At 58.4% G+C, this 12,744-nt stretch carries 12 protein-coding genes and 1 pseudogene; 5 read left to right on the plus strand and 8 right to left on the minus strand.

The window, feature by feature from the left end:
- Positions 1-832: TRAP transporter substrate-binding protein (locus ACTH5D_RS00515; protein ID WP_441667715.1), on the plus strand; the 832-nt coding region annotated here is incomplete at its 5' end.
- Positions 833-924: 92 nt separating this feature from the next.
- On the opposite strand, the gene ACTH5D_RS00520 is transcribed toward ACTH5D_RS00515, so the two are convergent.
- From ACTH5D_RS00520 to ACTH5D_RS00530, 3 genes and pseudogenes are all read right to left on the minus strand, one after another.
- Positions 925-2,310: an FAD-binding oxidoreductase gene (locus ACTH5D_RS00520; protein WP_441667716.1), complete on the minus strand. Its 1,386-nt coding sequence runs from the start codon at positions 2,308-2,310 to the stop codon at positions 925-927.
- A gap of 160 nt (positions 2,311-2,470) precedes the next feature.
- Positions 2,471-2,584, minus strand: a pseudogene (locus ACTH5D_RS00525) (IS3 family transposase); the annotation flags it as partial.
- A 34-nt stretch (positions 2,585-2,618) separates the two neighbouring features.
- Complete coding sequence (locus ACTH5D_RS00530) at positions 2,619-3,140, minus strand: hypothetical protein (RefSeq protein WP_441667717.1); 522 nt, start codon at positions 3,138-3,140, stop codon at positions 2,619-2,621.
- A 109-nt stretch (positions 3,141-3,249) separates the two neighbouring features.
- Here ACTH5D_RS00530 and ACTH5D_RS00535 point away from each other — a divergent pair, with 109 nt between their 5' ends.
- From ACTH5D_RS00535 to ACTH5D_RS00550, 4 genes are all read left to right on the plus strand, one after another.
- The gene (locus tag ACTH5D_RS00535; RefSeq protein WP_441667718.1) at positions 3,250-3,672 is read left to right on the plus strand and encodes a PACE efflux transporter; all 423 of its coding nucleotides are present in this window, start codon (positions 3,250-3,252) and stop codon (positions 3,670-3,672) included.
- 263 nt (positions 3,673-3,935) lie between these two features.
- Positions 3,936-4,934 carry a TRAP transporter substrate-binding protein gene (locus ACTH5D_RS00540; RefSeq protein ID WP_441667790.1) on the plus strand — a complete coding sequence of 333 codons (999 nt, stop codon included), beginning with the start codon at positions 3,936-3,938 and terminating at the stop codon, positions 4,932-4,934.
- A gap of 1 nt (position 4,935) precedes the next feature.
- Positions 4,936-5,460, plus strand: a complete 525-nt coding sequence (locus ACTH5D_RS00545; protein ID WP_441667719.1) for a TRAP transporter small permease — start codon at positions 4,936-4,938, stop codon at positions 5,458-5,460.
- A complete protein-coding gene (locus tag ACTH5D_RS00550; RefSeq protein WP_441667720.1) occupies positions 5,457-6,719 on the plus strand; it encodes a TRAP transporter large permease in 1,263 nt (420 codons plus the stop codon). Before ACTH5D_RS00545 ends, ACTH5D_RS00550 begins: the two co-directional genes overlap by 4 nt.
- 56 nt (positions 6,720-6,775) lie before the next feature.
- On the opposite strand, the gene ACTH5D_RS00555 is transcribed toward ACTH5D_RS00550, so the two are convergent.
- From ACTH5D_RS00555 to ACTH5D_RS00575, 5 genes are read right to left on the minus strand one after another with little or no spacing between them, the layout of a single operon-like run.
- The gene (locus ACTH5D_RS00555; RefSeq protein ID WP_441667721.1) at positions 6,776-9,232 is read right to left on the minus strand and encodes a hypothetical protein; all 2,457 of its coding nucleotides are present in this window, start codon (positions 9,230-9,232) and stop codon (positions 6,776-6,778) included.
- Positions 9,232-10,068 carry a 5-dehydro-4-deoxy-D-glucuronate isomerase gene (gene kduI, locus ACTH5D_RS00560; protein ID WP_441667722.1) on the minus strand — a complete coding sequence of 279 codons (837 nt, stop codon included), beginning with the start codon at positions 10,066-10,068 and terminating at the stop codon, positions 9,232-9,234. Before kduI ends, ACTH5D_RS00555 begins: the two co-directional genes overlap by 1 nt.
- A 34-nt stretch (positions 10,069-10,102) precedes the next feature.
- Positions 10,103-10,843, minus strand: coding sequence for a 2-dehydro-3-deoxy-D-gluconate 5-dehydrogenase KduD (gene kduD / locus ACTH5D_RS00565; RefSeq protein ID WP_441667723.1), 741 nt, complete (start codon positions 10,841-10,843; stop codon positions 10,103-10,105).
- 57 nt (positions 10,844-10,900) lie between these two features.
- On the minus strand, positions 10,901-12,223 hold the full coding sequence (locus ACTH5D_RS00570; RefSeq protein WP_441667724.1) for a TRAP transporter large permease: 1,323 nt from the start codon (positions 12,221-12,223) through the stop codon (positions 10,901-10,903).
- A 1-nt stretch (position 12,224) separates the two neighbouring features.
- Positions 12,225-12,731: a TRAP transporter small permease gene (locus ACTH5D_RS00575; RefSeq protein WP_441667725.1), complete on the minus strand. Its 507-nt coding sequence runs from the start codon at positions 12,729-12,731 to the stop codon at positions 12,225-12,227.
- Between the last annotated feature and the right edge of the window lie 13 nt (positions 12,732-12,744).

The following is a 12,744-nucleotide window of genomic DNA, read 5'->3' on the forward strand; positions in this document are numbered from 1 at the left end:
GGTGGAAGAGCGCACCGACGGCAAGGTGGATATCGAGATCTACCCCAACGCCACCCTCGGTGACGAACGCACGCTGCTGGAAGGCATGCAGATCGGCACAGTGGATATGGGTGTGATCACTAACGGGCCGGTGGCCAACTTTGTCGAAGAGATGGCAGTGTTTGAACTGCCGTTCCTGTTTCCCTCGCCAGACGCCGCTTATGAAGTGCTCGATGGCCCGATTGGCCAGGAGCTGCTGGATAAGCTATCAGACGTCAATCTGAAAGGCTTGGCCTACGCCGAGCGCGGCTTTCGTAACCTGACCAACAGCGAGCGCGCGGTGAACACGCCGGAAGACCTGGACGGCCTGCGTATGCGCGTGATGGAAAATCCGGTGTATACCGATACTTTCCGTGAACTTGGCGCCAATGCTATTCCCATGGCTTGGACCGAAGCCCTCACCGCGATGCAGCAGGGCACCATCGATGGGCAGGAAAACCCCGTGAACGTGATCCATTCGTTCAAGCTCGATGAAACCCAACATTACATGACGCTTTCGCGCCATACCTATGCACCGGCCATTTTTGTGATGGGTATGCCGGTCTGGAATCAGCTACCCGAGCCCGTGCAGGTGGTGTTGAAAGAGTCGGCGCAGGAAGCGGCGGAGTATGAGCGCCAGGTCAACGCCGAGATGGAAGCCGAGCAGTTAGCAGCGCTGCGCGAAGCGGGTATGGAGATCAACGAAACGCCGGATATTGAAGCGTTCCAAGCCGCCGTTGCGCCTGTTTATGAGAAGTACGGCGAACAGTTTGGCGATTATCTTCCCCGCATTCGCGAAGCACTGAACGAATAAGCAGCTCCTTAGGCATCGCTTAATTCGTTAACGCAAAAGGCCACCGTTCGGTGGCCTTTTGCTTAGCTCAAAACAAATTGTACGTGGCGCGCTTAGGCTAAAATTTTACCTGGGTTGAGCAGGTTCTTAGGGTCTAGCGCCAGCTTCATGCGCTTCATTAGCGCGATTTCTTCTGGCGAGCGTGAAAGCGCCAGATAGTCGCGTTTTTCAAGCCCCACGCCGTGCTCGGCGGAAATCGAGCCGTTGTAGTGTACTAGCGAACCGTACACCAGCTCTTCCACTTCGCGGCGGCTGTGCGGGCTGGCATCGCGCACCGTAATCATAATGTGCAGGTTGCCATCGCCCAAATGGCCAAACACGACCATCGTGCCGGTTTCCGGCCACTGCGCATTCAGCTTGCCCTCTAATGCCGTTACGTATCCATTCATATGCGTGATCGGCAGGCTGATATCGTAGGAAAACATGGGATTAAGCTCATGCACCAGCGTTTCGATATCCTCGCGCACATCCCAGATACCCTGGCGCTGCGTACTGGAGTTAGCCAGCACGGCATCGGTGATTAGCCCAGCTTCCAGCGCTTTTTCTAACACGCGGGCGAACGCCTCGGCTTCCTGCTTTTCATCGGAGCCCAGGGTTTCGATGATGGCATAGAACGGTGAGTCGGTCGCCAACAGCGGCGTATGTTTGGTCGTGGCTGAGGTCATCAACGCGTAGTGATTGTTCCACAGCGCTTCAAAAGCGCTCAGGCTATTCGCAAGCTCTTTAGACGCGAGCTTCAGCAGCGATGTCAGCGCGTCAAACGAGGGCACGGCGACCAGGGCCGTTTGCTCGCTGGGCATATTGGGATGCAGGCGCAGCACGGCGCGCGTAACGATCCCTAGCGTACCTTCGCTGCCGATGAACATCTGTTTGAGATCATAACCGGCGTTATTTTTCAGCATGGTATTCATCGAACTCACCACGGTGCCGTCACTCAATACCACCTCTAGCCCCAGCACCTGCTGGCGCATCATACCGTAGCGTATAACCCGGATACCGCCCGCATTGGTAGCGATGTTGCCGCCAATGGTGCAAGAACCACGCGCGCCCAGGTCGAGTGCAAACTGCATATCGATCTCTTGGGCAGCTTCCTGGACACGCTGAAGCGTCACGCCTGCCTGTACCTGCATCGTCGAACCGATCGCATCGATAGTCTCAATCTGATTCATCAGCTCTAGCGATACCACCAGCTCATTGGGGCTGGCCACGGCGCCGTGCACGATGCCGGTTAGCCCGCCGTGCGTCACCACTGGCTGCTTGGCGGCATGGCATTTCGCCATGACTTGGCTGAGTTGCTCGGTCGATTGCGGTCTGATGATCGCTTTCGCTTCGCAAGGCGCTTTGGTGAACCAATCGACGCTTCGCTGCGCGATATCGTCACCTAGCAGCACACCTGTTTTGCCTACGATGTTTAAAAGATCGTTAATCAGCGTGTCCATTATCTGTTCCTATTATGGCCAGTCAGCGCAGTGAGCAATCTGGCGATCTTGGGCAAGCATACCGCAACGCCCCTCTTTCGATTCGCTGGGCTGTGAAGGCTATCGCCAACGGGGCGCTTGCTCGGTAATCCCCCATGCTTAGAGGGCTTCAAAAGTAGGTTCAGGCCACAGTGGTCAGTGTCTGTTGCGGGGGTATACCCCCAAGCGCCATGTTCGGTCGTTCGTGATTGTAGGTCCATGACCATCGCGTTGCATATTCCTGAACCGCTTCAATAAGGCGGCTAGGACATAATGGAAGCGAAACTGCTTCAGCCGACCATCTCTTCGATGTCGCGAAAGATTAACGCCCACTTATCGTCGTCTATCTCCAAACCAACGAGGTTGCGTAGAAGAAATGCGCCCTCTGCCGCCAAATAGGCAAGTCTGCGCTGTCGACTCTCCCAATCATTTGCGTCCAGATCGTCTATGCGAACCCGGTACCAGTTCTGCATTTCTGAGCTGGCGTAGCCGCTGCTTGCTAGCGTAGCGAGCATCGCGGAGACTGTCCTGCCGACGTGACTCTCTTCTCGTTGTGTAGACTGGAGGTGGGCTTTCAAGCGGGCATCAGCAGTTCTGTCCTCCCCGAGAATGGCTTGGTACTTCTCGGCCTCGCGGACCATCCACCTCGCCAGTAACGCCTCGACCATCGCCTCGCGAGTGCCAAAGACTGTCTGCACACTTGCCTTCGACAAGGAAGCTGCTTTAGCTAATGATCCGAACGACAACGAAACGGCGCCTCCGCTGGCAATCACACCTTCCGCCAAATCGAGCAACTGTTCACGATCGATCAATCTCGGTCTAGCCATACTATTTCCCTTCTCACCCTGTTAAGATACGATCGTATTCATATACTAGCATACCTAATGCCGCAATTTTTCAATCAAGCAGGATCGAATGTAAATGACTCTCTCTCCACTCGCTCGCCGGGCCACCTACGTGGTAGTTTTTGAAACATTCGCAATCGCTCTTGCGACATTACTTCTCATGGCTCTCAGCGGGGGTGAAGCACACAGTTCGCTACCAGTTGCAGCTGCAAGCTCCCTTGCCGCTGTGATCTGGAATTTTATCTATAACACGCTCTTCGAACGGTGGGAGGTGAGCCGCAGTATCGAGGCCCGTTCCCTTGGCCTGCGTGTTGCCCATGCCGTTGGTTTTGAAGTTGGCCTGGTCATCATTCTAATCCCTCTGTTCATGTGGTGGTACCAAGTGGGACCGCTCGATGCACTTAAAATGGAAGTGGCGCTACTGGTGTTCTTCCTGGTCTTCACCTTCGTGTTCACGTGGATTTTCGATCACTTAGTGCCGATCAAGCGCGAGGCTTGATCGGCAAACTTTCTCCTGCCAAAAACGTCCACTTTTGACCGATCTTGGCCTATCGCATTTCTGGTGTCGATAGGATTACCTCTTGAGCCCGCGTTCTAGCACTTTTTTCTTTCTATGATAAATCACAGGAGTAGAATCATTTATTTGTGCGCTAAAACCAATATGCTATAGATGACGCCCCTGTCACAGATAGCCCCCTTGTCTCACTATAAAAAAACTGCCCATTCCAAGGAGATCACGTGGATAACGCCACCCGTTCCAATATGCCTTACCAACTGCTTCAGCGCGCGACGCTAGCCATGGTTTGCACCAGCCTTCTGGGGCTTTCGCTGGCCACTCATGCTGACACGCTACCCGCCACCACGCTGCGCCTGGCGCACGTTGTTAATAGCGATGATACTTACCACATTGCGGCAACGCGCTTGCAGGAACTGCTCAGCGAAAAGAGCGACGGTGCGATCAGCATCGAAATTTTCCCGAATGCTTCGCTAGGTGATGAGCGTACGCTGCTGGAAGGTATGCAGATTGGTACCGTCGATATGGGCGTTATTACCAACGGGCCGGTGGCTAACTTCGTTGATGAGTTTTCCGTTTTTGAGCTGCCGTTTCTGTTTCCTTCTGCCGAAGCCGCCTACTCGGTGTTAGATGGTGACATCGGCCAGGAGATCCTCGACAAGCTGGAAGGCGTCAATCTCAAAGGGCTGGCTTACGCCGAGCGCGGTTTTCGTAACATCACCAATAGCCGCAACGCGATTAATACCCCTGACGATCTTGATGATTTAAGGCTACGCGTGATCGAAAACGAAGTGTATGTGGATACCTTCCGCACGCTGGGTGCCAACGCCGTGCCGATGGCCTGGACCGAAGCACTGACCGCCCTACAGCAAGGCACTATTGATGGGCAGGAAAACCCCATCAATGCAATCTCTGCGTTCAATCTGGCGGAAACTCAGGGTTACCTGACCATGACCCGCCACATTTACGCACCGGCGCTGTTTATTATGAGCCTGCCCAAATGGAATTCACTACCCGAAGACGTGCAGACTTTAGTGCTTGAGGCATCACGTGAGGCATCCACCTACGCACGCGAACAAAATGCGGAAATGGAAGCCGAGCAGTTAGTCGCCCTTGAAGCCGCCGGCATGGAAATCAACGACTCGCCGGATATTGACGCGTTTCAGGCCGCGGTAGCCCCGGTCTACGAAAAATACGGCAGTCAGTTCGGTGACTATCTCCCCCGTATTCAGGAGGCGCTGCAGTAACGTGGCCACTTTGTCGCAATCGTTATTATCACTATTAAGAGGCATTGAGCGCGGGCTGGATAAGATTCTCCAGCCCATCGTGTTCCTTGGCATGGCCGCCCTGATTGGCGTGATCACGCTGCAAATTGTCTCTCGGGTGCTATTTAGCGCCGTTGGCTGGACCGAAGAAGTCGCCCGCTTTCTACTGGTATGGATCACCTTTTTGGCCGGCACCCTGGCATTTCAGCGCGGGCGGCATATTGCCGTGACCTTTGCGGTAGATGCCCTACCCGGCCGTCTGCGCCAAGCGGCAAAGGTTATCGCCCTGCTCATCGTGCTGGCCTTTATGATCACGCTGATTGTGATTGGCTACCGCTATATGCAGGTGCAGAGCTTTCAGAAATCCGCCTCGCTGCGCCTGTCGATGACCTATGTGTATGCGGTGATGCCAATCTGCGCGGCCATCATGGCGTGGTATGCGCTGGTCGATATTCTAGAGCTGCTGCTTAACGGCGAGTCCTCCCATCACCAGGAGGAACCGCTATGACGCTACTGCTATTTGGGCTTTTCTTCCTGTTTATGCTGCTGGGCGTGCCGATCGCTTTTGCGATTGGCGCAAGCGCCCTGTATGCCCTGTATCAGTCGGGCGTACCGCTGATGGTCGTCACCCAGCAGATGTTCCAGGGTATTAACTCCTTTGCGCTGGTCGCGATCCCGATGTTTATTCTGGCCGGTGATTTAATGGCGCAGGGTAAGGTGAGCGAAAAACTGGTCAGCTTTGCCGATTCGCTAGTGGGCTTTATGCGCGGCGGGCTGTCGGTGGTTTCCGTGATGGCGGGCATGTTCTTTGCGGCGATTTCCGGCTCAGGGGCCGCTACTACGGCGGCCGTAGGGTCAAGCCTAGTACCAGAGCTTAAACGCAAGGGCTACGACCCGGCCTCGGCGGCTAGCCTGATCGCCGCCAGCGGCACCATTGGCGTGGTCATTCCGCCCTCGGTGCCGATGATTATCTATGCGGTCATCGCCCAGCAGTCGGTATCCAAGCTGTTTTTAAACGGCTTTTTGCCAGGGCTAGCAATGGGATTAGGGCTAATGGCCATCGCCATTGCCCAGGCCTATAAGCGCCAATACCCTAAAGGTACGCCGCTATCGCTAGCCACTATTCTGCGCACCTTTAAAGATGCCAGCTGGGGGCTGATGACGCCAGTGATCATCCTGGGCGGTATTTTCACGGGGCTATTCACACCGTCAGAAGCAGCGGTCGTCGCGGTCAATTACGCCATGCTGGTATCGCTGCTTGTGTATCGTGACCTGACGCTAATGCAGGTTTATAAGCTGTTGATTCGCTCTGCGATGACCACGGCGGTGATTATGCTGGTGATTGCGATGTCAGCGGTGCTGAGCTGGACGCTCTCCAGCTGGCAGGTGCCGGGCGCCATTGCCCAAGCCGTGCTATCGCTCTCGACCGACCCCTACGTGATTATGCTGCTGGTGGTCGGCGTTATTTTGCTCACTGGGGTGTTTATTGAAACGGCCAGCGCGCTGATTATTCTCACGCCGGTACTGCTGCCGCTGGTGCTTCAGCTGGGGATTGATCCTATCCACTTTGGTTTGATCATTGTGGTGGGGCTTTCGATTGGCATGATTACCCCGCCGGTGGCGATTAACCTTTACGTGGCGTCATCGATCACGCAGCTGCCGCTTGAGCGCATCACCCGCGCCATCGTGCCGTATTTATTGGGGCTGATTGGCGTGCTGCTACTGGTGGTTTATGTGCCGATTATGCTGGGCTGGTCGGGGGGTTAAACCAACGACAGCCCCCCGCCTAGGCTTTCCGGATTGTCATAACCACCGAGCACGCGTCAGGCGAGCAGCTCACGGTATCCCATCAGTGTGAAAGCACTAGGGTTTACTAAGCGCCCTTCGGCCTCCACCCGGCCGTCGTCGTGGAACAGTACGCGACCGTAATCAGGGTCTTCGACGACCCAGGCCTGCTGCTCGCGCACAGGCTCGATCTGGTGACGCGCCAGGAAGTCCTCTGCCGAGGAGTCGCGCCCCAGCCTCACAACCCACCAGCTGCGCTGCCCGGGAACACGTATTTCGTGGTGGGCGGAAGCGCCGCGCTGCATCAGTCGCGGGGCTTCGCTGGTGGTCAGCGCCAGTACGCCGGACCCCGAACGGGCGGCGGCGCCGCGCTCGTTGAGTCGCCACTCGTCGAACACCGGGGTGGGGAACCAGCAGTGGGTGAAATCCGGCTGACTGGCATGGCCTTCGAACACCACAATGGCCAGGTTGCGGTATTGCTGGATGCGGGGAATGCTGGCCGAGCCACCCCAGAACGAGGGTCGTCCAAAGCCCGCCTGTACCCGTTCGCCAGGATGATTGATCCATATCTGAGCGTGCGGATCAGCACCGATACGCGCCTGAATCAGCGTCTCCTGATACCCCCACTCGAACCAACGGTAACAAGCGGTACTGCCCATGGCGGTGTCGCGGGTCTTGTAGTGGTAGAGCCGAGAGAAGCCGTTCTCGCCCTGCTGATAGATCCACTCCTGACCCTCGTCGCCCTGCCAACAGGCTCTCTGGCCCAGTGTCTCGGGCAGCGTCAGAGCGTGATCGCGCAGGCACAGCGCCAGTTGCGCCAGGCAGTGGACATGGGCGCCGAAGCTGCCGGTGCGCCACAGCAGACGCGCCAGCCCGGTCAGCTCCAGGGTGTCGGCGACACACAGTGAGTGCTGGTAGCTGCGCCCCTGGGCCCCGGTGAGAACTCCCTGGTGGGCGGAGTTGGCCACGATTGTCACCAGCCGCTCGATAGCCCGCGCCGCCCGCTGGCGCAGTTCGTCGTCGGGGCCGAGGGCGAAAATCGCGGTAAAGCCCTTGAGATCGATCGGGAAGTAAGGCGCTGAGTTGAACTCGGCCATCTCCGCACTCTCGAAATGATCGAACCACGCCATCAGCCGCTGCCGGCCCGTCTCACGCTGCTCGGCACCGGTTCGCCCCGAGCGCCGGAAGCGCGCTTCCGGGTGCAGATGGCCGGCGAGATAGCAGGCGGTGTGGAAAAGCAGTGCGTGGTTCTCGGAGAAGTACCACTGCACATCGTTGCCCGGCTCGTCCATCCAGTAGCGGTAGTCGAGGATGGCGGCATCGATGCGCGCCAACAGCGCCGGCGACAGCCGATGGCCGTGATTGATACGCGACCAGAGCAGCGGCACCAGCGAGAAGTCAGCACAGTCGTAGCACTGCTCAATGGCCGGTAACTCTGCTTCGATGATCCTCTCGGCGGTAGCGCGCATCGCCTCGCTGCCCTCGTCGAGACAGGCCAGCGCCCGCTCGGTATCCGACTCGGCGTTGGCGGCGATCCAGCCCAGCGTCTCATCGATGCGGTCGTGCAGCTCCGCGGCGGGGGTGCCCAGCGCGGAACGACGGGTGATCTCCGCGCCCAGCCGCAGGTCGGTGACAAAGCCATCGTGGTCGAACGTGATATCGAAATAGCGGTAGTCGGCGGGCAGTTCACGGGACTCGCAGAGAGGTGCCCGCTGCGCGCCGGCGGGGATCTCGAGCTGATATCGCTGGCGGCCGTGGGACATGAAATGCCCGGCGACCTCCACGCTGGCCGTCACGGGCCGCGTGAACGGCTGGGGGCAGACCAGTTCGATCGCCTCGCCGTCGTAGACGGCGCGATCGAGGTGCATTGCCTCCAGGGCGCGCTCGACCTCGCGCACTGTCTCGGGGGCGGCCGTGAAGGGGTAGCCGACCTGGGCATCGGGGCCGTCGAGCCAGACCAGCGAGAGGCGAATCACCGCGTCGCGTTCGCACAGATCCTCGAACTGAAAGACGATATCGTTATCGCCAGCCTGCAACTCGGCCTCGAACTCGGTCTCGTCCATGGCGTTGCGGGTCGCCGGCGAGAGCCAGCCGGCGCTTTCGCCATTGACGTAAATGCGTGCCGCGCCGCAGATTCCCGCGCGCAGGCGTGCCGTGCCCGCCTGTTCGGCCCGTATGGCGGTCCGCGCCCAGCCGCGGATGCGTGTCGGGCGGAACCAGAATCCTGACAGATCCAGCCATGGCGAGCCCATCGGCAGCACGTTGCGGGCCTGCCACCAGTCGGGCAGCGGCTGCGGCTCGAGCGGTTGATCGCGACGTTCGGCTATGTAGGCGGTACGGCAGGGGTAAGTGTGCGGGATCCAGTTCTTCTCCTTGGTCAGGAAGAAGGTGGAATCCATCTCGCCTTCCATGGTGGTGTCGGCCACATCGTAGGCCGCCTCCACCAGCGGTAGCACCTGCCAGTAGGTGAGCGACTCTCCGGTTCGAAGGTTCATCAGCGCAGACTCGCAATGGATACGGGATCGACATCTTCGTAGGCCTGGTTTTCCCCGGTCATGCCCCAGACGAAGGCGTAGGGGCCGGTACCCGCCCCCATGTGGATCGACCAGGCCGGCGACAGCACGACATCGCCGTTGGCCACTACCAGATGGCGGGTGTTGTCAGGGCGCCCCATGAAATGCATGACACGATCCTCCTCGGCCAGATCGAAGTAGCAGTAGGCCTCCATGCGACGCTCGTGCAGATGCGGCGGCATGGTGTTCCACAGCGACCCGGGGGCCGGGTCGGTGATGCCCATCAGCAGCAGGCACGAGGGCGCCACCTTGGGGTGCACGTACATCGCCAGCGAGCGGACGTTGCTTCTGGCCGCGTCGCCCATGGTGATGACCTTCGCTTCCGATTTGGGAATCAGGCGATGGGGGATGTCCGCGCCGGCGGGCACCGAGTTCATGTAGAAGCGGGCCGGTGCGTCGGCCTCGTCGCTGCCCAGGGTGATCTCCTTCGCCCCACGGCCGACGTAGAGCACATCGCGGTTGGCCAGCGCATGGCGCTCCCCGTCGATCTCGATCCAGCCCGGCTGGCCCAGGTTGGCGATGCCCATCTCGCGGGCATCGAAGAAATAGGGGGTGCCGACATCGCTGCCGTCGCCGAAGGTCAGCGGCGACTGAAGAGGCACGGCGCCGCCCACGATCATGCGATCCAGATGGGTATAGGTGAAGACGATCTCACCGGGGGTGAAAAGGCCCTCGACCATGAAGGTTTCACGTAGCGCTGCAGTATCCATGGAATCGATCTGATTGGGACCGGCGCCGTATCGTGTTGTCATGCTCATGATGTTGCTCCCTGATGGATGGAAAAATAAGAAATCAACGCGCCAGCCAGCCGCCGTCCACGTTCAATACGGTGCCGTGGATGTAGTTGGCGGCCGGCGACGCGAGAAAGACGGCGCTGTCGGCGATATCGCGGGGTTCGCCCCAGCGGCCGGCGGGAATACGGGCGAGGATCGCTTCCGAGCGCTCGGGGTCGTTGCGCAGCGCCTCGGTGTTGTTGGTGGCGATATAGCCCGGCGCGATAGCATTGACGTTGATGCCAGAGGCCGCCCACTCGTTGGCGAGCAGCTTGGTCAGTCCCGCCACGCCATGCTTGGCGGCGGTGTAGGAGGCCACGCGAATACCGCCCTGGAAGCTCAGAAGAGAAGCGATATTGACGATCTTGCCTGTGGCCCCGCGCTCCAGCAGCGCTTTGGCGAACGCCTGAGAGGTGAAAAAGAGCGCCTTGAGATTGACGTCTATCACCTCATCCCAGTCCTGTTCGGAGAAGTCGATAGCGGCGGCGCGGCGAATCATGCCGGCGTTGTTGACCAGCACATCGATCCGCCGTGACTGGAAGAGATCGGTGGCCGCCATGGGGTCGGCGAAGTCGATGATCATGGCCTCGGCGTTACCGCCATTCCCGGTGATGGTATCGACAGTCTCCTGCGTCGAGCGACGCCCGGCGCAGATGACGCTGGCACCCGCCTCGGCGATGGCGATGGCGATGGCACGACCGATACCGGTGTTGGCGCCAGTGACCAGTGCCGTGTGTCCTGTGAGTGAAAATCGTGACATGGGAACTCCTCTACTTTGTCTGTCTTTCCATTGGGTCGGATCGTCCATTCAAACGCGTTACATCAGGCCGAAAAGACGTGGCAGCCCCAGCGACAACCAGGGAATGTAGGTGACCATCAGCAGAGCGATCACCAACGCGAAAAAGAACGGCAGAATCGGTCTCACGACCTGATCGATACGCAGCCCGGCGACCGAACAGCCTACGAACAGCACACTCCCCACCGGAGGTGTCATCGAGCCGACCCCGAGATTGAAGATCAGCATGATGCCGAACTGTACCGGGTCCATGCCCATCTGCTGGGCGATAGGCAGAAAGATGGGCGTGAAGATGAGCACGGCAGGGGTCAGATCGATGAAAAAGCCGATGATCAAAAGACACAGGTTCATGATCAGAAAAATGATAATCAGGTTGTCGAACTGAAGGATCGTATCGGCAATCATGTCGGGGATGCCCGCGATCGTCATGACATAGGACATGACCCCCGACGCTGCGATAAGAAACAGAATGGAGGCGGTCAGGACCGCCGAGCGGCAAACGATTCGCAGATATTCCCGGGGCGTGGTCATGCGGTAGGCCAGCGAGAGAACCAGTGCATAGAGTACGGCAACCGCCGCTGCCTCCGTCGCGGTGAAGACACCGATGACGATACCGCCGATGATTACCACGATCATTCCCAGTGCCGGTAAAGCGCGAAGAACGATTTTTAGCGCTTCATCAGGCGTGCTTCGAACGCTGCTCCGGTAGCCGCGCTTCCTGGCGATGATGCCCGCCACGATCATGACGGTCAGGCCCATCAGCATGCCCGGGATGTAGCCAGCAATGAACAGTGCCGAGATAGAGGTTCCGCCAGAGACCAGCGAAAACAGAATCAGCGGACCACTGGGGGGAATCAGAATGCCGGTCGGCGCGGAGGCGATATTGACGGCAGCGGAGTAGTTGGCCGCGTAGCCCTCCTTGCGCTGCAATGGCCCCATGGTGCCGCCAACCGCCGCTGCGGCGGCAATCGACGAGCCGGAAATCGCCCCAAAGAGCATGTTGGCAATGACATTGGTATGCGCCAGAGAGCCAGGCAGTCTCCCTCCCACCAGGCGAGCCAGGTCGATCAGCCGGATGGCGATACCGCCCTTGTTCATGATGTCACCGGCCAGAATGAAGAAAGGGATGGCGAGCAGGGTGAAGCTGTCCAGCCCGGAAAACATCTTCTGCGTAGAGATAAAAAGCGCGGTTTCTGGAGGAAGGTAGGCGATACCCACCAGCAAGGACGAGAAGACGATCACTACCGATATCGGCAACCCCATGAAAAGCAGCAGGAAGAAAACACCGAAGAGGACGAAGGCGGCGTTAAGCGGATCTGCCATGAAGTTCATCAAGGCCATCATGTCAGGACTCCTCAACACTGGATTTGGCGTAAGGCAAGCGCAGGCGGCCTGTCATGATCAGAAAGACGTTGATGAGCTGCAGAGCAGAGATGAGCACCGCCGATATCGGCAGGATCAAATAAATGTATCCCATTGAAACCTGCATGATGGGCGACACCTGATTCAGCGCCGACATGCTGGCTTTCCACCCTCCCCATAGCAGAACGAGTCCGGCAAAAGCCAACACCACGAGAGCATTGATGAGATACAGAATCCGACCGGCCTTGTCTGGTAAAAGAGAAGGAATCAGATCCAGGGAGAGGTGTTTGTTGGCGCCAAAGCAGTAAGCCGAACCTGTCAGCGCCATCCAGATCATCACAAAGCGCAGACTCTCCTCAGTGTACAGAGCAGGAACCCCCAACAAGTATCGTGCTGCTACCTGCCAGAGCATCAAACAGACCATGGCGATCAGCATCATCGCCATCAAAACCAAAAGAACTCTTTCCAACCATTTCTTGAACGAAAGCATGAGATCACTCCGG

The organism is Halomonas sp. (assembly GCF_052095695.1).
In the GTDB taxonomy this organism is placed as follows: Bacteria; Pseudomonadota; Gammaproteobacteria; order Pseudomonadales; family Halomonadaceae; genus Vreelandella.